The sequence below is a fragment of the Actinoplanes sp. NPDC049599 genome, from assembly GCF_044465625.1.
Lineage (GTDB): Bacteria > Actinomycetota > Actinomycetes > Mycobacteriales > Micromonosporaceae > Actinoplanes.
Window position 1 is genome coordinate 368,897 of sequence record NZ_JBITLX010000001.1, and the last position, 22,949, is coordinate 391,845.

At 71.2% G+C, this 22,949-nt stretch carries 23 protein-coding genes; 9 read left to right on the top strand and 14 right to left on the bottom strand.

Features of this window, described 5'->3' with window-relative positions:
• Window positions 1-63 precede the first annotated feature (63 nt).
• The 3 genes from ACIBQZ_RS01680 to ACIBQZ_RS01690 all read right to left on the bottom strand — a co-directional run bounded on the left by ACIBQZ_RS01680 (window position 64) and on the right by ACIBQZ_RS01690 (window position 4,564).
• Window positions 64-1,755 (bottom strand): Na+/H+ antiporter, encoded by a 1,692-nt coding sequence (locus ACIBQZ_RS01680; RefSeq protein WP_396086515.1) that lies wholly within the window; start codon window positions 1,753-1,755, stop codon window positions 64-66.
• 52 nt (window positions 1,756-1,807) lie between these two features.
• The gene (ahcY, locus tag ACIBQZ_RS01685; protein WP_396086516.1) at window positions 1,808-3,268 is read right to left on the bottom strand and encodes an adenosylhomocysteinase; all 1,461 of its coding nucleotides are present in this window, start codon (window positions 3,266-3,268) and stop codon (window positions 1,808-1,810) included.
• Between the two features lie 180 nt (window positions 3,269-3,448).
• Window positions 3,449-4,564 carry a phytanoyl-CoA dioxygenase family protein gene (locus tag ACIBQZ_RS01690; protein ID WP_396086517.1) on the bottom strand — a complete coding sequence of 372 codons (1,116 nt, stop codon included), beginning with the start codon at window positions 4,562-4,564 and terminating at the stop codon, window positions 3,449-3,451.
• Window positions 4,565-4,636: 72 nt separating this feature from the next.
• On the opposite strand from ACIBQZ_RS01690, the gene ACIBQZ_RS01695 reads away from it, so the two are divergent.
• The 4 genes from ACIBQZ_RS01695 to ACIBQZ_RS01710 all read left to right on the top strand — a co-directional run bounded on the left by ACIBQZ_RS01695 (window position 4,637) and on the right by ACIBQZ_RS01710 (window position 7,604).
• Window positions 4,637-5,674: a LacI family DNA-binding transcriptional regulator gene (locus ACIBQZ_RS01695; protein WP_396086518.1), complete on the top strand. Its 1,038-nt coding sequence runs from the start codon at window positions 4,637-4,639 to the stop codon at window positions 5,672-5,674.
• Between the two features lie 79 nt (window positions 5,675-5,753).
• Window positions 5,754-6,089, top strand: coding sequence for a YciI family protein (locus ACIBQZ_RS01700; protein WP_396086519.1), 336 nt, complete (start codon window positions 5,754-5,756; stop codon window positions 6,087-6,089).
• Entirely contained in the window at window positions 6,090-7,277 is a 1,188-nt protein-coding gene (locus ACIBQZ_RS01705; RefSeq protein WP_396086520.1) for an RNA polymerase sigma factor, read from the top strand. It abuts the gene before it with no gap.
• 6 nt (window positions 7,278-7,283) lie between these two features.
• The gene (locus ACIBQZ_RS01710) at window positions 7,284-7,604 is read left to right on the top strand and encodes a hypothetical protein (RefSeq protein WP_396086521.1); all 321 of its coding nucleotides are present in this window, start codon (window positions 7,284-7,286) and stop codon (window positions 7,602-7,604) included.
• On the opposite strand, the gene ACIBQZ_RS01715 is transcribed toward ACIBQZ_RS01710, so the two are convergent.
• Entirely contained in the window at window positions 7,601-8,608 is a 1,008-nt protein-coding gene (locus ACIBQZ_RS01715; RefSeq protein ID WP_396086522.1) for a Gfo/Idh/MocA family oxidoreductase, read from the bottom strand. The genes ACIBQZ_RS01710 and ACIBQZ_RS01715 overlap by 4 nt on opposite strands.
• Window positions 8,609-8,819: 211 nt before the next feature.
• Here ACIBQZ_RS01715 and ACIBQZ_RS01720 point away from each other — a divergent pair, with 211 nt between their 5' ends.
• Together ACIBQZ_RS01720 and def are read left to right on the top strand one after the other, a co-directional pair.
• Complete coding sequence (locus ACIBQZ_RS01720) at window positions 8,820-9,962, top strand: M48 family metallopeptidase (RefSeq protein WP_396086523.1); 1,143 nt, start codon at window positions 8,820-8,822, stop codon at window positions 9,960-9,962.
• Window positions 9,963-10,039: 77 nt separating this feature from the next.
• Complete coding sequence (def, locus tag ACIBQZ_RS01725) at window positions 10,040-10,576, top strand: peptide deformylase (RefSeq protein ID WP_396086524.1); 537 nt, start codon at window positions 10,040-10,042, stop codon at window positions 10,574-10,576.
• A 796-nt stretch (window positions 10,577-11,372) separates the two neighbouring features.
• Here the strand turns inward: def and ACIBQZ_RS01730 are convergent.
• Complete coding sequence (locus ACIBQZ_RS01730; protein ID WP_396086793.1) at window positions 11,373-12,575, bottom strand: cytochrome P450; 1,203 nt, start codon at window positions 12,573-12,575, stop codon at window positions 11,373-11,375.
• Between the two features lie 216 nt (window positions 12,576-12,791).
• Between ACIBQZ_RS01730 and ACIBQZ_RS01735 the strand changes: the two genes are divergently transcribed.
• Window positions 12,792-13,241, top strand: a complete 450-nt coding sequence (locus ACIBQZ_RS01735; protein WP_396086525.1) for a helix-turn-helix domain-containing protein — start codon at window positions 12,792-12,794, stop codon at window positions 13,239-13,241.
• 1 nt (window position 13,242) lies between these two features.
• Here ACIBQZ_RS01735 and ACIBQZ_RS01740 read toward each other — a convergent pair whose 3' ends face one another.
• From ACIBQZ_RS01740 to ACIBQZ_RS01780, 9 genes are all read right to left on the bottom strand, one after another.
• Window positions 13,243-14,409, bottom strand: coding sequence for an MAB_1171c family putative transporter (locus ACIBQZ_RS01740; protein ID WP_396086526.1), 1,167 nt, complete (start codon window positions 14,407-14,409; stop codon window positions 13,243-13,245).
• A complete protein-coding gene (locus ACIBQZ_RS01745; protein WP_396086527.1) occupies window positions 14,406-14,831 on the bottom strand; it encodes a hypothetical protein in 426 nt (141 codons plus the stop codon). The genes ACIBQZ_RS01740 and ACIBQZ_RS01745 overlap by 4 nt, the downstream gene beginning before the upstream one ends.
• A 101-nt stretch (window positions 14,832-14,932) precedes the next feature.
• Window positions 14,933-15,982 (bottom strand): sensor histidine kinase, encoded by a 1,050-nt coding sequence (locus ACIBQZ_RS01750; RefSeq protein ID WP_396086528.1) that lies wholly within the window; start codon window positions 15,980-15,982, stop codon window positions 14,933-14,935.
• Window positions 15,975-16,694 carry a response regulator transcription factor gene (locus tag ACIBQZ_RS01755; protein WP_396086529.1) on the bottom strand — a complete coding sequence of 240 codons (720 nt, stop codon included), beginning with the start codon at window positions 16,692-16,694 and terminating at the stop codon, window positions 15,975-15,977. The genes ACIBQZ_RS01750 and ACIBQZ_RS01755 overlap by 8 nt, the downstream gene beginning before the upstream one ends.
• A gap of 58 nt (window positions 16,695-16,752) precedes the next feature.
• The gene (locus ACIBQZ_RS01760; protein ID WP_396086530.1) at window positions 16,753-17,217 is read right to left on the bottom strand and encodes a hypothetical protein; all 465 of its coding nucleotides are present in this window, start codon (window positions 17,215-17,217) and stop codon (window positions 16,753-16,755) included.
• Window positions 17,214-18,461: a molybdopterin-dependent oxidoreductase gene (locus tag ACIBQZ_RS01765; RefSeq protein ID WP_396086531.1), complete on the bottom strand. Its 1,248-nt coding sequence runs from the start codon at window positions 18,459-18,461 to the stop codon at window positions 17,214-17,216. The genes ACIBQZ_RS01760 and ACIBQZ_RS01765 overlap by 4 nt, the downstream gene beginning before the upstream one ends.
• Window positions 18,458-19,126 carry a methyltransferase domain-containing protein gene (locus ACIBQZ_RS01770; protein ID WP_396086532.1) on the bottom strand — a complete coding sequence of 223 codons (669 nt, stop codon included), beginning with the start codon at window positions 19,124-19,126 and terminating at the stop codon, window positions 18,458-18,460. Before ACIBQZ_RS01770 ends, ACIBQZ_RS01765 begins: the two co-directional genes overlap by 4 nt.
• A complete protein-coding gene (locus ACIBQZ_RS01775) occupies window positions 19,123-19,737 on the bottom strand; it encodes a DUF2064 domain-containing protein (protein WP_396086533.1) in 615 nt (204 codons plus the stop codon). The genes ACIBQZ_RS01770 and ACIBQZ_RS01775 overlap by 4 nt, the downstream gene beginning before the upstream one ends.
• Window positions 19,734-20,393, bottom strand: coding sequence for a glycosyltransferase family 2 protein (locus tag ACIBQZ_RS01780; protein WP_396086534.1), 660 nt, complete (start codon window positions 20,391-20,393; stop codon window positions 19,734-19,736). The genes ACIBQZ_RS01775 and ACIBQZ_RS01780 overlap by 4 nt, the downstream gene beginning before the upstream one ends.
• A gap of 132 nt (window positions 20,394-20,525) precedes the next feature.
• On the opposite strand from ACIBQZ_RS01780, the gene ACIBQZ_RS01785 reads away from it, so the two are divergent.
• Both ACIBQZ_RS01785 and ACIBQZ_RS01790 read left to right on the top strand, forming a co-directional pair.
• Window positions 20,526-21,572, top strand: coding sequence for an NAD-dependent epimerase/dehydratase family protein (locus ACIBQZ_RS01785; RefSeq protein WP_396086535.1), 1,047 nt, complete (start codon window positions 20,526-20,528; stop codon window positions 21,570-21,572).
• Window positions 21,569-22,939, top strand: a complete 1,371-nt coding sequence (locus tag ACIBQZ_RS01790) for a hypothetical protein (protein WP_396086536.1) — start codon at window positions 21,569-21,571, stop codon at window positions 22,937-22,939. Before ACIBQZ_RS01785 ends, ACIBQZ_RS01790 begins: the two co-directional genes overlap by 4 nt.
• Window positions 22,940-22,949 lie beyond the last annotated feature (10 nt).

The window sequence follows — 22,949 nt, forward strand, 5'->3', positions numbered from 1 at the left end:
GCCGGTGAACTCCTCGAGGTGTGCGGTGCGCCGCTGTTCCTGACCCGGGTACGCGAGCAGCAGCTAACGAGGACGGTCCGGCAGCAGCCGTTCCTCGTGGTCGAGCTCCCGTTCCAGCACCCGCAGGCCCTCGTCGGAGAGCCGGTCCGCGTCCCGCCAGCGCAGCAGCTCATCACGCTGGGCGTCGATCACCGCGCGCCGCACGCGCAGCCCTGCCTCGTACTGCGGCGAGTGCGGCACCTCGTCCGAGTCGGACTTGTCGAGCAGGTCCAGCCGGCGCCGGTAGCGCTCCAGCCGGTGACCGAGCTGCTTGCGCATCGTCTCGATCGCGGCGTCCTCGATGTCGTCGTGCTTCTCGTGGTCGATCTCGTCGAGGCGGTCCAGGGCGGCCTGCACCGACGCCGAGCGGGCCTCGTTGCGCAGCCGCACCTTGTCGGCCTCGTTGGCGCGCAGGCCGAGCATCCGCACCAGCGGGGCGAACGTGACGCCCTGGCCGACCAGCGTCACCAGCACGACCACAAACGCGCAGAACAGCAGCAGGTCGCGGTCGGGGAACGGCGCGCCGCTGTCGGTCGTCAACGGCACGGTGAAGATCGCCGCCAGGGTGATGACCCCGCGGGTGCCGGCCCAGCTCAGCGCGGTGATCTCCTTGCCGTTCAGCCGGCGTTCCCGTTCCCGGCCGCGCTGCTCGCTCTCGTCGCTGGTGCCGCCGAGCCGGGTGTGCAGCGAGATCGGCAGCATCTGGGTCAGCACCAGGAACAACGGGCGCAGCAGCAGCACCACGCCGACGGAGACGGCGACCGCGATGACGATCGTGGAGGTGGCGTACTGCGACAGCCCGCGGACCACGGCCGGCAGCTGCTGGCCGATCATCAGGAAGACCAGCCCTTCCAGCAGGAAGTCGACCAGCCGCCAGACCGCGCTGACCTGCAGCCGGCTCGCGCCCGAGCCCAGCCTCGGCATGTCGTGCCCGACGATCAGGCCGGCCACCACCACGGCGAGCACGCCGGAGACGTGCACCCGCTCGGCCAGCAGGTACGCGATGAACGGCGTGGCCAGCGAGATCGCGTTGGCGATCAGCGGGTCCTGCATGATCGGCCGGGCGGCCCGGACCCCGTACGCGACCAGGATGCCGGCGATCACCCCGCCGGCCGCCATGATCACGAACTCGCCCACCGCGGAGGTGAACGAGAAGCTGCCCTTCGTGGCGGCGGCCACCGCGACGCTGAGCAGGGTCAGCGCGGTGGCGTCGTTGAGCAGGCCCTCACCCTGGATGAGCGTGACGATGTTGCGGGGCAGGCCGATCCGTTTGCCGATTGCGAGCGCGGCCACCGGGTCGGGCGGCGCCACCGCGGCACCCACCGCCACCCCGGCCGCAAGCGTGGCGCCGGCCACGAACAGGCTGAAGCCCCACCCGACGAGCAGGGCGGTGAGCAGCACCAGCACCACGGAGAGGCTGATCACGGTCCGCAGGTTGCGGCGGATGTCGACCAGCGAGGAGTCCAGCGCCGCGTTGTAGAGCAGCGGCGGCAGGATGAGCATCAGGACCAGATGCGGGTCGAGCTCGATGTTGGGGCCGGGCAGGACGGCGTAGAGGATGCCGGTGAGCGTCAGCAGGGCGGCCGCGGGCAGGCCGGTCTTGACACCGACCCAGCGCATGGCGACCACCACGCCGACACCGGCCAGGATGAACAGTAACGTCGTCTCCACATGCACCGGGACATTCTCCCGGACGGCGGCCGTTCCCGCGCTCATGATCGACGGTGGCCCGGGTCTCCCGGCGTGCGGAAGACCCGGGCCCGATCGATCAGTAGCGGTAGTGCTCAGGCTTGTACGGGCCCTCGATGTCGATGCCGAGGTATTCCGCCTGCTTCTTGGTCAGCGTGGTGAGCCGGACGCCGAGCGCGTCCAGGTGCAGCCGCGCGACCTTCTCGTCCAGGTGCTTGGGCAGCACGTAGACCTGCTTGTCGTACTCGTCGGGCTTGGTCCAGAGCTCGATCTGGGCCATCACCTGGTTGGTGAAGGAGTTCGACATCACGAAGCTGGGGTGCCCGGTGGCGTTGCCCAGGTTCATCAGCCGGCCCTCGGAGAGCACGATGATCGCGTGCCCGTCCGGGAAGCGCCACTCGTGCACCTGCGGCTTGATCTCGACCTTCTCGATGCCCGGGACCTTGGCCAGCCCGGCCATGTCGATCTCGTCGTCGAAGTGGCCGACGTTGCCGACGATCGCGTTGTGCTTCATCTGCGCCATGTGCTCCGGCGTGATGATGTCCTGCCCACCGGTGGTGGTGATGAACAGGTCGGCCTCGGCGACGACGTCCTCGAGCCGGACGACCTGCATGCCGTCCATGGCCGCCTGCAGCGCGCAGATCGGGTCGATCTCGGTCACCACGACCCGGGCGCCCTGGCCGCGCAGCGTCTCCGCGGAGCCCTTGCCGACGTCGCCGTAGCCGCAGACCACGGCGAGCTTGCCGCCGAGCATGACGTCCGTGGCCCGGTTGAGGCCGTCGACCAGCGAGTGCCGGATGCCGTACTTGTTGTCGAACTTGCTCTTGGTGACCGAGTCGTTGACGTTGATCGCCGGGAAGAGCAGATCGCCGGTCTTGGCGAACTTGTAGAGCCGGGCCACGCCGGTGGTGGTCTCCTCGGTGACGCCCTTGATCCCGGCGGCGATGTTGGTGAACCGCTGCGGGTCGGACGCCAGGCTGCGGCGCAGCGTGTCGAGGACAACCGTGTACTCGTGGGTGTCCTCGGGGGTGGTCGCGGGGACGGCACCGGCCAGCTCGAAATCGCGGCCCTTGTGCACGAGCAGGGTGGCGTCGCCGCCGTCGTCCAGGATCATGTTCGGGCCCTGGCCGTCAGCGAACTTGAACAGCTGCTCGGTGCACCACCAGTACTCCTCCAGCGTCTCGCCCTTCCAGGCGAAGACCGGGGTGCCGGTGGGCGCCTCGATCGTGCCCTCGGGGCCGACCACGATCGCCGCGGCGGCCTCGTCCTGGGTCGAGAAGATGTTGCAGGAGACCCAGCGGACATCCGCACCGAGCGCCACGAGGGTCTCGATGAGCACGGCGGTCTGGATGGTCATGTGCAGCGAGCCGGCGATGCGCGCGCCGCGCAGCGGCTTGGTGTCCGCGTATTCCGCGCGGATCGACATCAGGCCCGGCATCTCGTGCTCGGCCAGGCGCATCTGGTGGCGGCCGAACGCGGCCAGGGACAGGTCGGCTACGGCAAAGTCGAGGCCGTTGCGCTGCTGAAGACGATCGTTCATGAAGAAGGGCACCCCCCTCATCGGGAGGCGCCCTTGCGACGGTGACCCGGGGGCCGAGCGTGGCGGATCTCCGTGATGCACGGATTCCGTCGCAGCGCCTCTCGGCCGGGGCTCGCGCCGCTCTCGGCGCTCGTCCACCATAGCGAACGAAAACCAAGATCGCCTCCAGCAACCGGTTCCTCAACCCCGGCGTTCCTGCTGGTCATGCAGGGATTTTTCGAATTGTGGCGCGTCCCACTCTGCGGAAAGGGCCTGCTCCAGCAGCTCCGCCTGGGTCTGCGGGGCGAGGCCACCGATCGGCTGGTCGTGGTCGAGGTCGGTGGGAAAGGCGTAACCCTCCGCGGCGGCGGCGACCACGTTGGCCACGTTCCCGGTGAAGTCCCGCAGCACCGGATAGAGCGCCCGGCACATCGCCGTCCGGTCGACGGTCTCCATCGCGCGGCCGAACGCCGAGGACACCTGGAGCAGGTTCGCCATCCGCCGGACGTCCGCGCTGCGGTTGGTGCCGGCGCCGTGGAAGAGCGCCGGGTTGAAGAACGCCGCATCGCCCTTCTCCAGCGGCAGCTGCACGTGGTTGCCCTCGAAGTAGGCGGTGAACTCGTCGAGGTGGAAGGCCACATAGCCGGCCGGGTACTTCTGCGAGTGCGGCAGGTAGAGCGTCGGCCCGGTCTCGATCGGCATGTCGACGTGGGCGACCGCGCCCTGCAAGGTCAGCGCCGGGGAGAGCCGGTGGACGTGCGCGGGGTAGCTCTCGGCTTGCTCCTGGGACATGAAACCGAGGTGGTAGTCGCGGTGCGCCACCTGGGCCCGACCGCCCGGGTTGACCACGTTGATCTGCGAGGTGACCTGATAGCCGGGGCCCAGCCAGGCCGCGGAGATCAACGCGAGGAAATCGTTGGCGTAGTAGTCGGCGAACGCCGCCGGGTCACGCAGCGCGAACTTGTCCAGCGCGCCCCAGACCCGGTCGTTCGCGCCCGGCGGGGCGAAGTGGTCCCCGCCGGCCACCCCGGCCGCCTTCTGATCGTTGATCATGGCGGCGAAGACCGCGGTGGCGCGATCGACCACGGCCTGCTCGAACGCGCCCCGGAAGACCACGATGCCGGGGCCGTCCAGCAGCGCCCGGACCAGCTCGGACCGCACCTCGCGACGGTCCGCGGCGAGCACGTCCGGCTCGTAGATCAGCACATTGCGCCGCACCTCGGCGGCGTGCGGGTAGTCGGCCCGGTCCGTCTGCTGCTCGACCAGGGCCCGGAACTCCGTCAGGCGGCAGTCGGCCGCCGAGAACCAGGTAGTCATGCGGCCAGGCTAGGCCCGCAATCAACATCAAAGTGCCTTGATAACACCTCAAAAAGCCCTCATCGTGGACGTGTGAGGCACCCGTACCGGATTCGCGAGATCGCCGCACAGTCCGGCCTCAGCCCGGCCACTGTGGACCGGGTGCTGCACGCCCGCGGCGGCGTCCGGGCGAGCACGGTGCACGAGGTCGAGCAGGCCATCGCCGACCTGGACCGGCAACGGTCCCAGCTGCGGCTCGGCGGCCGCACCTTCATGGTCGACGTCGTGGTGCAGGCGCCGCCGCGGTTCTGCACCGCGGTGCGCGCCGCGCTGGAGGCCGAGCTGCCCGAGCTGCGGCCCGCGGTGATCCGGTCCCGCTTCCACTTCCTCGACAGCCCGGCGCTCGGCGACCTGGTCGGCGTGCTGGACCGGGTGAACCGCAAGGGTTCGCACGGCGTCATCCTCAAGGCGCCCGACCGGCCCGAGGTGGTCGCGGCGGTGACCCGGCTGACCGGGGGCGGCACGCCGGTGGTGACGCTGGTGACCGACCTGCCGACCAGCCCGCGCGCCGCGTACGTGGGCATCGACAACCGCGCGGCCGGTGCCACGGCGGCCTACCTGGTGCAGCAGTGGCTCGCGGGCCGGGCCGGTGACGTGCTGGTGGTCCGCGGTCACGGCTCGTACCGGGGTGAGGACGAGCGGGAGATGGGCTTCCGGGCCGAGATGCGGGCGCGGGACGCGGGGCGGCGGCTGGTGGAGGTCGTGGACGCGGAGGACCGGGCTGACGCCGTACACGTCGGCACCCGGGAGGTCCTCGCCGCCCACCCGGCGGTTCGCGCGGTGTATTCGCTCTATGCCGGCGCCGGCGGCAACGCCGCGGTGGTCGACGCCTTCGACCGGCAGCGGCGGCCCTACGACGTGTTCGTCGCGCACGACCTCGACGGGGAGAACACGGCGCTGCTGCGCGAGCGCCGGCTCTCCGCGGTGCTGCACCACGACCTGCGGCAGGACCTGCGCCGGGCCTGCCAGGTGGTGCTGCGGGTGCGGGGCGCGCTGCCCGGGCCGGTGCGCTCCAACCCGTCGGCGATCCAGGTGATCACGCCGCACAACACGCCGCCCATCGAGTTCTGAGATTCTTTTGGGAGGCTGTCCGGAACTGCCCGGCCCGTTCGTCACGGTGGTGAGATCACGAACAGAGGGAGTTCAGAAGATGAAGTACATGATGTTCGTCTGCACCGACACCGAGCCGGAGACCGACGAGTCGCGGATCCCCGACATCCACGCCTGGGTCGCGGACAACGACGCGGCCGGGCGGCGGGTGACGGGCAGCGTCCTCGGTGCGCCCGCGGCGGCCACGACGGTCCGGGTGCGCGGCGGTGACCTGCTCCTCTCCGACGGCCCGTTCGCCGAGACCAAGGAGGTCATCGTGGGTTTCGACATCATCGAGTGCGCCGACCTGGACGAGGCGATCGAGGTGGCCCGGGCGCACCCGATGGCCTGGAACGGCCGGATCGAGCTGCGGCCCCTCGTGGACCTGGACGACTGAGTGCCGGACGCGGGGCAAGCCGTCGCGGACGCGGGTGCGGACTCCTACGCGCGGATCGTGGCCGCGCTGATCCGGGTCACCGGCGACTGGACCCTGGCCGAGGACTGCGCCCAGGAGGCGCTGACGCTCGCCCTCGAGCGCTGGCCCGCGGACGGGGTCCCGGCGAACCCCGGCGGCTGGCTGATGACGGTGGCCCGCAACCGGGCCGTCGACGTGCTGCGGCGCGCGAGCGTCGAACGCCGCAAGCTGCAGGAGCTGGCCCTGCTGGCGGTGCCCGCGCAGGCGCACGGGGAGGAGGAGGTCGTGGACGACCGGCTGCGGCTCATCTTCACCTGCTGCCATCCGGCGCTGTCGCTGGAGGCCCGGGTCGCGCTGACCCTGCGGACCGTGGCCGGGGTGCCGACCGCCGACATCGCCCGCGCCTTCCTGGTCACCGAGTCGACCATGACCCGGCGGCTGACCCGGGCCAGGACCAGGATCACCACGGCCGGCATCCCGTACCGGGTGCCGGCCGGCCCGGCGCTGGCCGAGCGGCTGCCGGGGGTGCTGGCGGTGCTCTACCTGCTCTTCACCCGGGGGTACGACGCGGACGGCGAGCCGGCCTTCGCGGAGGAGGCGATCCGGCTGTCCCGGCTGCTGGCCCAGCTGATGCCGGGGGAGCCGGAGGTCGCCGGGCTGCTGGCGTTGTGCCTGCTCCAGCACTCCCGGCGGGCCGCGCGCCGGGACGACGAGGGCAACCTGCGCACCCTGGACCGGCAGGACCGGTCACGCTGGGACCACGCGGCGATCACCGAGGCGGTCGCGCTGCTGCCGGAGAGTGCCGGCCCGTACGCGCTCCAGGCCCGCATCGCCGCGTGCCACGTCGGCACGCCGACGGACTGGGCGGCCGTGGCGGAGCTCTACGACCGGCTGCTCCGGCTGCTGCCGACGCCGGTGGTCGCGCTCAACCGCGCGGTGGCCCACGGGTACGCGGACAGCCCCGCGGCCGGCCTGCGACTCCTGGCCGAGGCGCGCATCGGGGGTGCGCTGGACGGGTACCCGTACGCGGTGGCCGCCGAGGCCGACCTGACCGCCCGGGCCGGGGACCGCACCCGCGCGGTGGCCCTGTTCGAGCAGGCGGCCGCGGCGGCCCCGTCCGAGCCGGAGCGGCGGGCGCTGCTGGCCCGCGCCGAGGAACTCACGAAATGAGGAGCCGTGATCGCACCGACCGCCGAACTCCACGAGGCCTTCGGCCGCCCGCACGTGACGCCGCTGCCGGCGATCTGGGACGCGGGGCGGCTGCACGGCGGGCTGGACGTGGTGGTCGAGGGCGTCGCGGTGCGGGTCACCGAGCAGGCCCGGCTGGGTGAGCTGGCGGCGCTCTGGAAATCCAAGCTGGACTGGGACTTCGGGGTGGGCGACGACGCCTTCCGGGACGCGGACGGACGCACCGGACTGGTCTACGCGATCAGACCGGACAAGGTGCTCTCCTTCGGCAAGGGCCCGTACACGCAGAACCGCTACCGGTTCGCCTAAGCGAGCTCGGGTAGCCGCACGTCGCTCAGCCGCACCGGGCGGTGTTCCCGCAGCGACAGCGTGCAGGCCTCGGCGATCCAGCCCACCTCGACCGCGTCGGCGATCGTGCACGGGCTCTCCCGGGTCCCGGCGACCATCTCGGTGAAGGCGGTCAGCTCCCGCCGGTACGCCACGGCGAAGCGGTCCATGAAGAACGTGTGCGGCGGCCCGGCCGGGAAGGTGACGCCGGGCTCGACCGAGCGCAGCGGCAGCTTGTCCTCCAGCCCCACGGCGATGCTGTCGGCGCTGCCGTGCAGCTCCAGCCGCACGTCGTGGCCGCGGCCGTTGTAGCGGGTGTTCGACACGACGGCGAGGGTGTCGTCGTCCAGCGTGAGGATCGCGGCGGCGGTGGCGGCGTCGCCGAGCTCCGTGAACAGATCGTCGCCGCGGGCGCTGCCGGTCGCGTACACCTCGACCACCTCGCGGCCGGTCACGTACCGGATGATGTCGAAGTCGTGCACGGCACAGTCGTGGAAGATCCCGCCGGAAGCGGCGAGATACGCCGCCGGCGGCGGCGCCGGATCCAAGGTCGTCGACCGTACGGTGTGCAGCCGGCCCAGCTCGCCGCTCGCGACGGCGGCTCGCGCGGCCACAAAAGCGGGATCGAAGCGCCGGTTGTAGCCGATCTGCACCGCCGCACCCGCGCAGTGGCGCAACACCTCCGCCGCCGCGGCCGGGCCCCGGGCGACCGGCTTCTCGCAGAACACCGGCAGGCCCACCTCGACCGCGGCGAGGATGAGCTGCGGATGTGCGTCGGTGGCGGTGGCGACGACCACGCCGTCGACCCCGCTGTGCAGCAGTGCGTCGGCATCGGCGACCGGCTCGGCACCGTACTTGCGGGCGATCCGCTCCGTCACGGCCGGCACCGCATCGGTGACGACGAGCTCGGTGACCGCGGGCAGCCCGCTCAGCGTCTCGGCGTGGAACGCGCCGATCCGGCCGAGCCCGATGAGTCCGATCCGCATCCTCAGCACCACCTCTCTGAGAATGGGCGTGTAACAAGATCGTAACAAGCCGGGCGGTCCACAAATCCACCTCGGGTGTGCGGCCGGCGTCGCGGGTCGGCCGAAAGTCGGAGTCGGGCGGGAGGAAGTCCCGCTCCGAGCCGATGTGCCCCGGGTGCCGCACCGGCGAAGCTCATCTCGGATCAGGAGACCGAGGCGCGAGGGGACCACCATGACGATCGACGACGAGAATCGGCCGGCCCGGCAACGAGTCACGCTGACCGGCATCAGCTCCCGGGCGTGGGAGCACCCCGCCGACCGCGGCGCGCTCACCGCCCTGCGGGAGCTGCGCGGCTTCGACGACGTGGTGAAGGCGTTCTTCGGCATGTGGAACGAACGCGGCTTCCGCCTGCAGTACCTGGCCGGCTCGATCCGCGTCGACCACCGCCAGTACCCGCGGGTCTACCAGCGCTTCACCGAGGCCGCGACCACGCTCGACGTGGCCGAGCTGCCCGAACTGTACGTCTCCCAGTCACCGATGATCCACGGCCAGGCGATCGGCATGGACAAGCCGTTCATCGTCATCACCACTGCCGCGGTGGAGAAGCTGGACGACGACGAGCTGCGCGCGCTGCTGGGCCACGAGATCGGCCACGTCCGCAGCGGCCACGCCGTCTACAAGACGATCATGATGATCCTGACGAAGTGGGCGGCCAACGTCAGCTGGCTCCCGATCGGCGCGATCGCCCTGCGCGCCATCATCGCGGCGATGTACGAGTGGTGGCGCAAGGCCGAGTTGTCGGCGGACCGCGCCGGCCTGCTCGCCGGTCAGGACCCGGCCGGGTCGCTGCGGCTGCTGATGAAGCTGGCCGGCGGCGGCGACCTCTCCCAGATCGACACCGCGGCGTTCCTGGAGCAGGCCGCCGAGTACCAGGGCGGCGGCGACCTCCGCGACAGCATCCACAAGATCAGCATGACGGCCTGGAGCAGCCACCCGGTCCCGGTGGCCCGCGCGGCGGAACTGCGCCGCTGGATCGACTCAGGCGAATACGCCCGGATCATCGGCGGCGACTACCCCCGCCGCGACTCGGACGGCAACACCTCGGTGACCGGCGAGGTGAAGGCGGCGGCGAGCCACTACCGCGAGTCGTTCGAAACCTCCCAGGACCCGCTGGTGAGCCTGGCCCGCCGGGTGTCGGGCGGCGCGGCCGACCTGGGCGGCTGGGCGGGAACCCAGGCGGGCAAGGCGCGCGCGTGGGCCAGCACGGCGGCGGACGCGGCGGGACGTGCAGCCCGGCGCGAGAGCCGGCCGGACGACCGTACCGATGGCGACCAGCCGGGCGACGCACCGCCCGGAACCAACCCGCCGGCCTGACCGGATCGCCCGCGCGGCCGGTATGCCCCACCTGGCCGCGCGGGCGATCCCTGCCCACCGGGTCATAAAATCAAGCCGTGCAGACTCGTGCCGGAACTCCGCGACCCATCACCCGCTACGGGAACCCCGTCCTGCATCGCCGATGTGCCGAAGTCACAGTCTTCGACGAAGACCTCCACCAGCTGGTCGCCGACATGTTCGCGTCGATGGCTGCCGCCGAGGGAGTCGGGCTGGCGGCCAACCAGATCGGCGTCGACGCCCGGGTCTTCGTCGTCGACTGCCCGGACGCGACAGAGACGAACGTGGTGGCCCACGTGGTCAACCCGACGCTGCACCTGCCCGAAGGCCGCGAACTGGAAGTCGACAGCGAAGGTTGTCTGTCGGTGCCGGGAGTGCGAGCTGAGGTGGGCCGGCCGGCTTGGGCGGCTGTGACGGGGGTGGATGTGTTCGGCAAGCCGGTGCGGATTGAGGGAAGTGGGCTGTTGGCCCGGTGCCTGCAGCATGAGTCGGATCATCTGGATGGGCTGCTCTACGTGGATCGGCTGCCGGGTAAGCAGCGGAAGCGATTGCTGTCCGAGAGTGCGGAGGCGCCTGGGGTCGGCGTCCTCGAATAAGCCGGCCGGCTGATCCGGTCCTGGCTCGATTCCGGCGCTGCCCGCAGTAGGCCGGCGCGGCATCGAGGCTCGGACTGGTCGGCCCGCGAGCCGTTGCGATCTGGCTGGGCGGGGGGCGATCTGGCTGGGCGGGGGCGATCTGGCTGGGCGCGGGGCGAACTTGCCGGGCGTGGGGCGACCTGGCCCGGCCTCGCCCGGCCCGGGCGTGACCCGGTCCTGTCTGGCGCGGCGCGGCTTATGGCGGTGTGCGGTGCTGGGCGATGGTGGGTGCTCGTCCGGTTGCTGTCGGGGATGAGCGATTCGTCACTCCGTACCGATGGAAGTGAATGCCTTGGGTCGTGCGGATCGGGTTATTGCTGGTCCGCGCGGTGGGTCGGCCTTGGCCGACCGGCGGCGGTGGCCGTCGCGACGGCCCCTGCGGATCGCCGCTTTCGCCGAGGAGCGCCTGCTGACCGGGGAGTGGGGTATCGGCGGTTCGGCCGTTCGGTGATGATCGACGGTACGGATGGACAACAACCGCCGCGGTCGATACTCTTTCTTACGACGCCGTTGCGAGTTCTTCCCCCGTGGAATTCGCAGCGGCGCTCTTATTTCCCGGCTGTCGCAGTGGTTTCCGGCCGCCGCCCCGAGCGGCCGTCGTGCACCTTGGACACAAGATCATCGACCTGGCTCGGCATCGCGGAGCAAGGTTGCCCGCCCGGGCCGACGTTGCCCGCCCGGGCCGACGTTGCGCGCCCGGGCCGACGTTGCGCGCCCGGGACGGCCGCGATCGTGGGGCGGCGCCGGTTCGGTGGATTCAGCCGACCGAGATCGGCAGGTTGGTGTAGCCGCGGATCGCCAGGCTGTCGCGCCGGCCCGGTTCGCCGGCCAGTTCCAGTCGCGGGAAGTGGGCGAGCAGCGCCGGGATCGCGATCTGGGCCTCCAGCCGTGCCAGCGGCGCGCCCAGGCAGTAGTGGATTCCGCCGCCGAAGGACAGGGGCGCGTTGTCCGGGCGGGTGAGGTCGAGGCGGTCCGGGTCGGCGAAGCGCTCCGGGTCGCGGTTGCCCGCTCCCAGGTACGCCACGATCCGCTCGCCGCCTGACATCGACACGCCCGCGATCTTCACGTCGTCCCAGGCCACCCGGCTCAGCAGCTGCACCGGGGTGTCGAAGCGCAGCAGTTCTTCCACCGCCGAGGGTGCCAGGCCGGGCTGCCGGCGCAGCAGTTCCAGCTGGTCCGGGTGGCGCAGCAGCGTGACCATGCTGTTCGCCAGCAGGTTGGTCGTGGTCTCGAAGCCGGCCGCGAACAGCAGCGCCGCCATCGTCAGCAGTTCGTCCTCGGTGAGCTTCTCGCCGTCCTCCTCGACCGCCACCAGCGCGCTGATCAGGTCGTCGCTCGGCTTGCGGCGGCGTTCCGCGGTCAGGCCGGCCAGATATTCGCGGATCGTGGCCGCTGCCGGGTCGGCCGTCGTCAGCACCTCCGGTGTGATCACCTCGAGCACCTGGGTCCAGTCGCGGACCAGGTCCTGGAACTGGGCGCGGTCCGGCTCCGGGATGCCGAGCAACTCGCCGATGACGTTGACCGGCAACGGGAAGGCGAACGCGTCGATGAAGTCGACCTTGCCGTCCATCCGTACCAGAAGATCCTCGACCATCTGGGCGATCCTCGGCCGCAGCGCCTGCACCCGGCGGGCGGTGAACGACGAGCTCACCAGCCGGCGCAGCCGGGTGTGGTCCGGCGGATTCATCGCCAGGACGCTGGTGAAGAGCTGGTACAGCGCGGGGTGGTCGGCCCAGTCGGGCCGGACGAACTCGAACATGTGCGACGGCATGTGGCCGAGCTGCGGATGCCGGGTGACCGCGGCGCAATCCGCGTGCCGGGTCACCACGAGCGCGCCGTCGTCGGCGCGGACGACCGGGGAGATCTCACGGAGTCGGTGATAACGAGGGTACGGATCCTCGCGGCCGGCCAGGCGGGTCAGCTCGTCGAGCAGCGTCGACACTTCGGGACTCTCCACAATGTCCGTCACGCCGACCAGGATACCGGCGGGTTGAGTGCGAACGGCGCATCGTTTACGCTCTGCCCGAGCGTCATCAATCTGAGTTTACGGTCGTTGAGCGACGCCCCTACATCGGGGGATGTGCAGTTTCGGCTGCTCATGGGCGTCGATGCGACGACCGGTTTTCGTCGGTATGATCCGCATGTCCCATCTTGGCCCGGCGATGAGGGGAGTGCGGTGCCCAGCGAGTTCTCCATCGCCGAGAAACTGGACCGCCTCTTCACCCAGGTCCGGTCCGCCGGCCAGGGCGAGGCCAGCTACATGGCGGTGGCCGAGGCCATCCGGGCGCAGCAGGGCATCCAGATCTCCCACACGTACATCTGGCAGCTCCGCACCGGCCGGCGCACCAACCCGACCGTTCAGCACCTGAAGGGACTCGCGACGTTCTTCGGGGTGCCGGTCGCGTACTTCCTGGACGATGACGAAGCCCGCAAGATCGACAGTCAGCTGGCGCTGCTGGGCACGTTGCGTGACGCCAAGGTGCAGGAGATCGCGCTGCGTGCCGCGGACGTGTCGCCGAGCAGCAGGGACACGATCGGCGAGCTGGTCCGCAAGGTGTGGGAGCTGGAACGGGACCGCCGCAAGGTGTGGGAGCTGGAACGGGACCGCCGCAAGACCGACAGCTGAGTCAAGGTGGCGCGCCCTCGGGCTGGCGTGCGGCGAACGTGGCTGGCTCCTGGCGGCGGAAGGCGGCGCTGACGGCGCTGAGCCAAGCGACCTCGTCCTGGACGTTGCCGCCGATGGTCGCCCATCGGTCGCCGTGCTCCGTCGCCGCCGCTCCGGATCGATGTCGTGCCAGGGCGAGCGTGATGCCGCAGGCTTCGACCAGTGCCGGGTTGTCACCGACGTACCCCCGGGCCTCCGCGAGGGCGCCCGCGGGCAGGTAGTCGCGCAGCGTCAGCATGCCGTCCCGGATCTCGATCACCCGGCGGTAGAGCCGCAACTGCACCTCGTCGACCCCGGCCAGCTCCAGCAGCGCCCGCCGCCGCGGGAAGAGGATGACCTCAGGGAACGTCTTTCGCATCACCCGCCACAATGGACGAAGTGCCCACAGTGCGCGGTAGGCCCGTACGGCGGTGCGCACCTTGCCGCTCGCCGGCACCAGGGCGCCGATGAGCGCGACGATGGTGCCGATCGTGCGCAGGGCGTTGGCCGCGGGCTCGATCGAGTCGACCGGGAACGTGACACCGAAGCTGCTGTGCGCCACGATCGCGCCGGTCTTCACCACCGCGTACAGGGTGACCAGGAACGTGCCGGCTGCGATGGCGCGCAGGCTGTTGCGCAGCAGGCGGGCCGGCGCTGAGCGGCCGATCCGCCAGAACAACGCCGTGGCGATGGCCAGGACCGTGCCCAGGTAGCCGTTCAGCACCACCCAGTAGGCGGCTGCGGTCGGTGCCGTGGCCGTCGTGCTCATCAGTTCGCTACCGCCGGTTTTGATCCCACCCGGCGTCGCTAGCAGCAGGGTGATCAGCGCCACCAGCACGGAGGCGGCCAGCAGGAGCTGAAAGCGGGACGCCTGCGGATGAGCCCGGTCGTAGTGGGTGATCAAAGTGATGAAGCGCAACAGGAAGTACGCGGTGACCACGCCCAGCAGGTGCGGCAGAACCTGGGCTTCCGGGATCAGCTCGGCGACAGGCTTGTTCACGCCGGGCGTCGCCACCGTCTTGGCCAGCGCGAGGGTGCACAGCGTCGCCCAGATGGCTCGCTGCTGGGCGTCACGAAACAGCGTGGGCAAGCGGACCAGGACCATGCCCCAGAGCAGGACCAGGACCGTGCCGGTGAGCGCGCCGTTCACGACGGGAACCGCAGGACGTCGGCGACGCGGCCGAGGGTGTCGCCGGACCGGCGCTCCGGAGTCGGGCCGGCGGCCGAACGGGCCCGGATCAGCGATGCCAGCATCTCGGCCTCCCGCTCCTGGGCGGTGCTGTAGCTGGCCCTGCCGAGCATCGTGTCGATCGTCCGGGGATCAAGATCCGGTGCCAGCCGGTGGAGCGCACGTTCGCCGGCGTCCGAGCCGGACCGGATACCGGCGGTATGACCGCTGAGCATGTGGCTCAGCTCGTGCAGCACGATGTGCTCCGCGTGCAGTTGCGAGGTGCCCGGGTCGTAGAACACGTAGTCGGCGGTCGGCACCGAGATCCACAGCCCGCAGGGCGCTCCCGCGCTGAGCCCGCTTGTCGGCTGCAGGCTGAGGGGCCGGCCCCGGTGGACAGCCATGACGGCGCAGAACGTGTCCAGATCGAACGGGGTCGGAATCGGTATGTTCTCGAGGCGGCGCTCGCAGCGCCGACGCAGCCGGCTCACCTGTTCCCCCCGGTCTAGGTTCGGTTGCCCAGGCTACCTGCCGGTATCCGCACTTCGAACCGGCAGCCGTCAGCAGTGTTGTGCACGCCCACCTGCCCGCCGTGCGCCTCGACCAGGCCGCGGACGATGGCCAACCCGAGCCCGCCGCCGGCCGCCGAGCTGCCCGGGCCGTCGTTCTGGGGCTGAGGCGTCCGGGAGCGCTCGCCGCGAAAGGCCACGTCGAAGACCTTGGGCAGGTCGGCCTCCGGAATGCCGCCGCAGGTGTCGGAAACGGCCAGCCAGACCTCGCCCCGCTCGGAGCCGGCATCCACCACAACCGTGCCGTCCGGCGGCGTGTACCGCACGGAGTTGACCAGCAGGTTGGCCACGACACGGCTGAGCTCGGGCTCGCCGGCCATCACGATCGGCCAGCCGGACTCCCGGGCGAGCACCCGGACCCCACGGCTCGCGGCGAGCGGCGCGGTGGTGGCGATGGCGTCCGAGACGACGTCACCGAGCGGCACGCTGGAAAGGGCCAGGCGGAGGGCACCCGCGTTGATCCGGGACAGCTCGAACAAGTCGTCCACCAGATAGGCCATCCGGTCGGTCTCGATGCGAATCCGGCGGTGGTACTCGGCCACGGTGGCAGGGTCGACGACGACGTTGTCCTCGAGTGCCTCGGCCATGGCCCGCAACCCGGCCAGCGGGGTCCGCAGGTCGTGCGACACCCAGGCGACCAGATCGCGCCGGCCCGCTTCGAGTTGCCGTTCGCGCTCGCGGGCCTGGGTGGCCCAGACCGAGGCGGCGGCGAGCCGGTGGCCGAACGTGGCACCCACACCGAGGCTGACCGCCGCCGATGCGGCCACGGTGATCAGCACGACCTGAAGGTCGTGCGCGGACAGGAACATGGCGTGGGCGACGGCAGCGACGCCGGCGACGACGGAGGCCACGGTGATGGTCAGGAGCACGCAGACATGCAGGATGATCGACCGGTGCCGGAGCAGCCGGAGCGCGACCTCGCCGACCACCCCGACGACCGCGCCGGCGACCAGGGCGTAGAGCCCGATCAGCATCAGGTCACGCATTGCCGGATACCTGCTCGTAGCGATAGCCGACGCCCCACGCGGTGAGGATACGTCGCGGCTCGGCCGGGTTGACCTCGATCTTCTCCCGCAGCCGCCGCACGTGCACCGTCACCGTGGAGTGGTCGCCGAACTGCCAGCCCCAGACCTTGTCGAGCAGCTCGGCACGGGACCAGGCCCGGGCGGGATGGCGCATCAGAAACTCCAGCAGGTCGAACTCGCGGACGGTCAGCGCGAGGGCACTGCCGCCGAGCCATGCCGTCCGGCGCCCGGTGTCGGCGGTCAGGTCACCGTCGCTGAGGACCGCGTCGACCGGTGGGGCGACGGGCGCGACCGCCCTGCGCAGCACCGAGCGGATCCGCAGCACCAGCTCCCGCGGCGAGAACGGCTTGGTGACGTAATCGTCGGCGCCGACCTCGAGCCCCAGGACGCGGTCGGACTCCTCGCCGAGTGCCGTCAGCATCACGACGGGCAGATCCGGTGTCTGGTGGCGCAGGCGGCGGCAGACTTCGAGGCCGTCCATGCCGGGCATCATGAGATCGAGGACCACGATGTCGGGCAGCTCGGCCGCGACGGCGGCGAGCGCGGCCAGGCCGTCGCCGACCAGCCTGACCTGGCACCCCTCCTGTTCGAGGTAGCGGCGGACGACGTCGCTGACAGTGGGGTCGTCGTCGACGACGAGCACGCGGTGACTCACGGCTGCGACGCTACCCATGCGGGGGACCGGAAGACCTTGCGATCCGCTTACGTTCCTGCGCCGTTCCCGATCTTTTTCAACCATGGAGTTCTCCGCCGGGGCGGCTCGGCCGATCGGAGTCAGGTGGTGCGTCCGCGGGGCGCGGACGGCGGGCTCGGTGGCGAGCCAGGGCTACCGAGGCCAGGGCAACGGACCAGCTCAGCGCGAGGATCAGGAGCAGGCCCCGGCCATAGGCCAGCGGTAGGATCGACGGGTTGTCCGCCGTCCGGCCGACGCCCAGCACGAGGGGCAGAGCGATCACACCGAGGGTAAGGCTCACGATGGCCGCGGCGCGCATGCTGGGCAGCGCCCACCGAGGGGCGTAGCGAGCAAGGATCGCCCCCGCAGCTATGGTCATCGGCAGCAGCACGGCGTCGTGCGCGACCAGAGCCACGGCCAGGAACAACACGACACCGCCGGGCCTGAGATCCGGATCGGTGACGGCGCCGAGCACCGCATACCCCATCAGGACCGTGCCCATCACGATCAGTGCGGCCCTCATGACCCCTCGCGAACAACGATGCGGGCAACCCATTTGGTCTGCAGCACGCCGGGACGGTTCGGCGCGATGAGCCGCGCCGGGTATCCGTGATCCAGGTGCAGCGGCGCGCCGTTGAGCCGCAGGGCGATCAGCGTCCACGGGTCGCGCACGTGCGGCGGAGCAACGGTTGATCTTCGATAGCGACCGGCTGGTTGCATCGATTCCACGTCGGCCGACGAGGACCGGGGATCGCTGCCGACGAGCGTGACCAGATCGCGCAGCCGTACGCCCGTCCAGGTGCCGGTCGCACTCCAGCCCTCGACACAGGCGATCGGCAGGATCACGGTGTGCTGACTCAGGGCCGCCAGGTCGTCCGGCGCGAGGCTGACCTGGCCGCGGGGACCCGCGACGACCAGCCGAAAGGCCGGATCGAGCGCGAGGTCCCGTACGCCGGCGCCGGTGGCCGTCTTGTTCACCGGCAGCCGCTGGGGTCCTGAGGTGGGCCGACGCGGCGCGAGCACGGAGACCGGGGCCAATGGGGCGACCGTCTGTCCCGCCGTGGCAATCGTGATCAATCCAGCGGCCGCCCCCGTGGTGCCGAGCAGTTGCCGTCTGGTGAGTCGATGACCGGGCGCCGCCGGCAGCCGGCGGGTGAGAGCGTCGCGAACCACCGGGAGCTTGACGCCGATATGGACCAGCAGCGCGCCGATCGTCAGCCACGCCATCCAGTAGTGGGCGGTGGTGAAGAAGAACGGCAGGGCGCCGTACCAGCGGGTGATGTTGAACAGCCCACCGATCAGCTGGAACAGCGACGCCGCCACCAGCACCGCGATGCTCGCGCGCTCGACGGCGTGCGCGATGGTGCGTGCCGGTGGCCAGGCGAAGAGCCGGGGATAGACCGACCAGAGCTTGACGCCCAGCAGCGGGAAGGATGCCAGGCCGGTGATGACGTGGAGGCCCTGGGTCACGCGGTACAGGCCGGCGGGCCGCGACGGCCACCCGAACCACGAAGGCGGGTGCTGGACGAGATGGCTGATCAGCCCGGTCAGGAAGCACACGGCGAAGCAGACCCCGAGCGCGACTCCCACCTGGCTGGTGAGCCGTGCCGAGCGCAGCGGGGAGGGGAACGCGCCTTCCTTCAGCGGTCCTCGGCGGAGCGCCTGCGGCGGCTCGGGAAGCGGCCGCCGGAGAAGGTTGGGAAGCCTCACGAGGGACGCGTGGCGTCGACGTGCCGGTGGCGCAAGCGGCCCGCCCGAGGGCGTCATGCCGGAGTCAGTGTCGCGAACCATCGGCCCGCCTCCCGCCAGGTCTCGGTCACATGCAGCGACGAGTGAGCGGCAAGCGCGGCCAGATCCTCGGCCGCCACCTCCGCCCAGCGAAACGTCGAAGCCGCCGGCGCTTCGGCGGCACGGAGGCTCGCCTCGCCCGCCCAGCTCCGGGTGCCTGTGGGCGACACCTCGGCGTGGAGCAGGCCGCCGGCTTCGAGCAGTTCTCGGCAACGCCGGAGCAGGGCCGCCGGATCACCGCCGATGCCGATGTTCCCGTCGGCGAGCAGCAGATGCCGCCAGCGACCGTGTCCGGGCAGGTGCCCGAACACATCGCGCCGCAACACCGTCGCACCCCGCGAACGAGCGATGCGTACGGCTGCCGGACTGATGTCGACGCCGAGAGCAGGCCGGCCCCACCGGTTGAGGGCGTTGATGAGCCGGCCGGGGCCGCAGCCGATATCAAGAGTCGGCCCGGAACAGCGCCTGAGCAGGCCGGCGTCGCCCGGAATGCGCGCGCGGCACCAGGACGCCGCATCAATTGTGCGCTCGGTGCCGTGCGGGCTCCGGAGGACCAGCTCAGCGGCCTCGCCGGCCTCGGCGCGGCACAGCGCTGCGTCGTAGACACCGAGGACGCTCGAACTCCTGATCGTCGTGGTAGTCATGCCGAGAGCTCCGCATCGAGGGCGGTGACAGCACGCCTGAACTCGCTGCCCGCCGGGCACAAGGCGGCAACCGCGCGGGCGTCCGTGGCGGTGTCGACATCGCGAAGCGTGGGCAGCAGGCTGACTCGCAGACCCAGGCCGCGCAGTGCCTGCAAGGTGCGGACGCCGGTGTCGGGTCGAGAGGTGGCAACCGTCCGCAGCACCGTGGCATACGCGGGATCGCGCAGACCGAGCGCCCACCAGCCGCCGTCCTCGGCCGGCCCCAACACGGCGTCCGCCTCCCGGAGCCGCTCGGCGGCATCGGCCAGGAGAGCGCCCGTCACCTGCGGGGTGTCCATCCCGATCAGCACGGCAGGCTCCGATCCGGCGTCGGCGAAGGCGTTCGCCAGCCGAGCCGGAAGTTCGTCACCGCGCTGGGCAACACGGCTCCAGCCGGATGGCGCGGGATGGCTGCCGTCCACCACGAGCACCCCCGCGCCAACTGTCCGGAGTGTGTCGATCAGCGCGGCGCTCGCGACCGCTGCGGCCTGTTCCAAGGTCCATGGTGGGCAGAGCCGCGTCTTCACGCGTCCGGGAGTGGGCGTCTTCGCCAGCACGAGGAAGCGGGTCATCGGGCGAGCACCGCCCTCATGTCGTGGATCGCGCGGACGGTGCCGCGCAGACTTCCGCTCACCTTGGACCGGGTGCCGGCGGCTCGGGGGTGGTAGGCGACGTCGATCTCGATGACCCGCCAGCCGGCCCTGCCGGCCGCGATCAGCAGCTCGAGCGGGTAGCCGAAGCGCCGGTCGCGCAGACCGAGCGCCAGCAGGTCGGACCGGCGGGCGGCGCGGATGGGGCCGATGTCGTGGACAGGCAATCCGGTGGTGCGGCGCAACCGGTGGGAGAGGACCGCGTTGCCGACCCGGGCGTGCACCGGCCAAGCGCCCCGGGTGACCGGTCGTCGCCGTCCGACGACCAGTTCCGCCTCGCCCGCGTGCACCGGGCCGGTCAGTCGTGGCAGGTCGGCCGGATCGAAGGAGCCGTCGGCATCGAGCACGCACACGACCCCGTCCGCCGGGTCGGCCGCCATCAGACCGGCATGCACGGCAGCGCCGTAACCCGGCTGGGAGATCGACACCACCCGCGCGCCGTGGGCACGGGCGACATCCGCGGAACCGTCCGTCGAGCCGTTGTCGGCGACGATCGCCCGGTAGCCCGGCGGCAGCCGGCTGAGCAGCCAGGGCAGGGCGGGAGCCTCGTTCAGGCAGGGCAGCACCACATCGGTCATGTCCGGAAGCTATCGAGGGAACGGCCCCGGAAACCCTTACGAGATAGTGACGTCGGGGACGGTTCTTACGAAGTGCTGACGCCTCGCCGGGAACCGCCCCAAGGACGATCGCACCGGCCTACCGTGGCCGCCGTGACCCACGTACTCCTGACCGGCGGCGCCGGCTTCATCGGAACCCACGTGACCGCCGCGCTGCTCGCGGCGGGCCACTCCGTCGCGATCCTGGACAGCGGCCATCCGGCGGCGCACCGCCGGCCGCTGCCGGAGGCGATCGCCGGTGTCCCGATCCAGGTGGCGGATCTCCGCGACCGCGATGCCGTCGCCGGTGCGCTGCGGGGCGTGGACGTCGTCGTGCATCAGGCCGCGATGGTCGGCATGGGCGTGGATCTCACCGATCTCCCGGCGTACGTGGGCAGCAACGACCTGGCCACAGCCGTGCTGCTCGCCGAGATGACGCGCGCGAAGGTGCGCCGGCTCGTGCTCGCCAGCTCCATGGTCGTCTACGGCGAGGGCTCGTACGCGTGCCCGGAGCACGGTCCACAGCGCCCACCGGCCCGGGCTCGACGCGACCTCGAAGCAGCACACTTCGAGCCGCCATGCACCGTCTGCCGAGCGCCGCTGGTCTCGATCCCGATCGATGAGGACGGGAGCCTCGATCCCCGCAGCGTGTACGCGGTGACCAAACTCGCCCAGGAGCACCTCTCAGCGACCTGGGCCCGGCAGAGTGATGGATCGGTCGTCGCGTTGCGCTACCACAACGTCTACGGACCGGGGATGCCCCGCGACACCCCCTACAGCGGAGTGGCGGCGATCTTCCGCTCGGCCCTGGCAGCGGGCGAGGCGCCACGAGTCTTCGAGGACGGCCGGCAGCGGCGCGACTTCGTGCACGTGACCGACGTGGCCCAGGCGAATGTGGCGGCGCTGGAGGCGACCGAGCGGCCCGGCTTCTCGGCCTACAACATCGCGTCGGGACGCCCGGCGACAGTCGGCGACATGGCCCGGATATTGGCTTCGGTCATGGCCGGCCCCGCACCGGTGGTGACCGGTGAATTCCGGCTCGGCGACGTCCGTCACGTGGTCGCGTCGCCGAGGCGGGCGGCTGACGAACTGGGCTTCACGGCCGCCGTCGACCTGTCGGCGGGAATGGCCGACTTTGCCGTGGCGGAGCTGCGTGCATGACGACCTTGCTGCGGATCCGTGCGTCCCGGGCCCGGTCCGGGCTGTCCGGCGCGTCGCGAGCGGACATCGTGGCCGCCGTCGTGGCCCTGGCACTTCTCGGCGGCGCGGCCCTGGTGGGCGGCCTGCTCTACCTGGCCGACCGGCCGGTACGGGCGAGCGCAGCACCCTTCTACGCCCACTGGCTCCCGCACGCCGGCCCGGGGACGCCACTGGCACTGGTCGTGGCGGCTCTGGTGGTCTGGCAGGGGCAGCAGCTGGCCGCGCGACTGTCGTGGCGATCCCTGCTGGTCACGGGTTACGGCACCGCGGTGGCCTGGATTCTGAGCCTGGCGCTCGTGGACGGCTGGCAGCGAGGAATGGCCGGCCGCCTCACGACCGAGCCGGAGTATCTGCACGAGGTGGCCGGCGTGACGGACGTGTCGGCGATGGTCCGCGGCTTCACGGACCGGATCCTCGACTTCCAACCGGAGTCGTGGACCACGCATGTCGCGGGACATCCACCGGGAGCGCTACTCGTCTTCGACGGATTGGACCGCATCGGTCTCGCCGGTGGGGGATGGGCCGCCCTGGTGTGTGTCCTGGTCGGCGCGACGGCAGCCGTGGCGGTGCCGGAGACCGTGCGCCTGCTGAGTGCCGGCTCCTCACCCGACTCGGAGAGTGCTGCTCGAGCCGCCGTGCCGTTCGCGGTGCTGTTTCCCGGGGCGGTCTGGGTGGGCGCATCCGCGGACGGCTTGTTCACGGGAGTGGCCGCGTCGGCGGTGATGCTGGTGGCGCGCGGGCTGACCCGTCCCTCCGGCCGCGCACCGGTTTCGGCCTTCTTCGGCGGGGTGCTGTTGGCCTCCGCGCTCTACCTCTCGTACGGGCTGACGCTGTTGGCGCCGCTTGTGCTTGCCGTCGTCGTCCTGGCGCGCCGCTGGCGTCCACTCCTGCTCACCGGGCTCGGCGCCGGTGTGGTCATCGCCGGATTCACGGCAGCCGGATTCTGGTGGTGGGACGGCTATCAGCTCGTGGTGGAGCGGTATTACCAAGGGGTGGCCAGCGAGCGCGCCTACGGCTACTGGGTCTGGGCGAATCTCGCCGCGCTGGTGGCGCCGGCCGGTCTGGCGGTCGCGCCTGTCCTGCGACGGGCAGTCCTGGGCCGGCCGGTGACGCCGGAGCGTTTGCTCCCGCTCGCTGCTCTCGTCGCCGTCGTCGCTGCCGACCTCTCCGGTCTCAGCAAGGCCGAGGTGGAGCGGATCTGGTTGCCGTTCTCGGTCTGGTTCGTCGCCGGCGCCGTGCTGCTACCGCTGCGGAGCCGCCGCGGCTGGCTGGTGGTCCAGGCGCTGATGGCGTTGCTGGTCAATCATCTGCTCCTCACAAGCTGGTAGGTGAGGGTGA

Coding starts and splice junctions, on each gene's coding strand:
- ACIBQZ_RS01680 (WP_396086515.1), bottom strand. CDS start 1,755: ATGAGCGCGGGAACGGCCGCCGTCCGGGAGAATGTCCCGGTGCATGTG.
- ahcY (WP_396086516.1), bottom strand. CDS start 3,268: ATGAACGATCGTCTTCAGCAGCGCAACGGCCTCGACTTTGCCGTAGCC.
- ACIBQZ_RS01690 (WP_396086517.1), bottom strand. CDS start 4,564: ATGACTACCTGGTTCTCGGCGGCCGACTGCCGCCTGACGGAGTTCCGG.
- ACIBQZ_RS01700 (WP_396086519.1), top strand. CDS start 5,754: ATGAAGTACATGATGTTCGTCTGCACCGACACCGAGCCGGAGACCGAC.
- ACIBQZ_RS01715 (WP_396086522.1), bottom strand. CDS start 8,608: ATGCGGATCGGACTCATCGGGCTCGGCCGGATCGGCGCGTTCCACGCC.
- ACIBQZ_RS01720 (WP_396086523.1), top strand. CDS start 8,820: ATGACGATCGACGACGAGAATCGGCCGGCCCGGCAACGAGTCACGCTG.
- ACIBQZ_RS01745 (WP_396086527.1), bottom strand. CDS start 14,831: ATGGCTGTCCACCGGGGCCGGCCCCTCAGCCTGCAGCCGACAAGCGGG.
- ACIBQZ_RS01750 (WP_396086528.1), bottom strand. CDS start 15,982: ATGCGTGACCTGATGCTGATCGGGCTCTACGCCCTGGTCGCCGGCGCG.
- ACIBQZ_RS01755 (WP_396086529.1), bottom strand. CDS start 16,694: ATGGGTAGCGTCGCAGCCGTGAGTCACCGCGTGCTCGTCGTCGACGAC.
- ACIBQZ_RS01760 (WP_396086530.1), bottom strand. CDS start 17,217: ATGAGGGCCGCACTGATCGTGATGGGCACGGTCCTGATGGGGTATGCG.
- ACIBQZ_RS01765 (WP_396086531.1), bottom strand. CDS start 18,461: ATGACGCCCTCGGGCGGGCCGCTTGCGCCACCGGCACGTCGACGCCAC.
- ACIBQZ_RS01770 (WP_396086532.1), bottom strand. CDS start 19,126: ATGACTACCACGACGATCAGGAGTTCGAGCGTCCTCGGTGTCTACGAC.
- ACIBQZ_RS01775 (WP_396086533.1), bottom strand. CDS start 19,737: ATGACCCGCTTCCTCGTGCTGGCGAAGACGCCCACTCCCGGACGCGTG.
- ACIBQZ_RS01780 (WP_396086534.1), bottom strand. CDS start 20,393: ATGACCGATGTGGTGCTGCCCTGCCTGAACGAGGCTCCCGCCCTGCCC.
- ACIBQZ_RS01790 (WP_396086536.1), top strand. CDS start 21,569: ATGACGACCTTGCTGCGGATCCGTGCGTCCCGGGCCCGGTCCGGGCTG.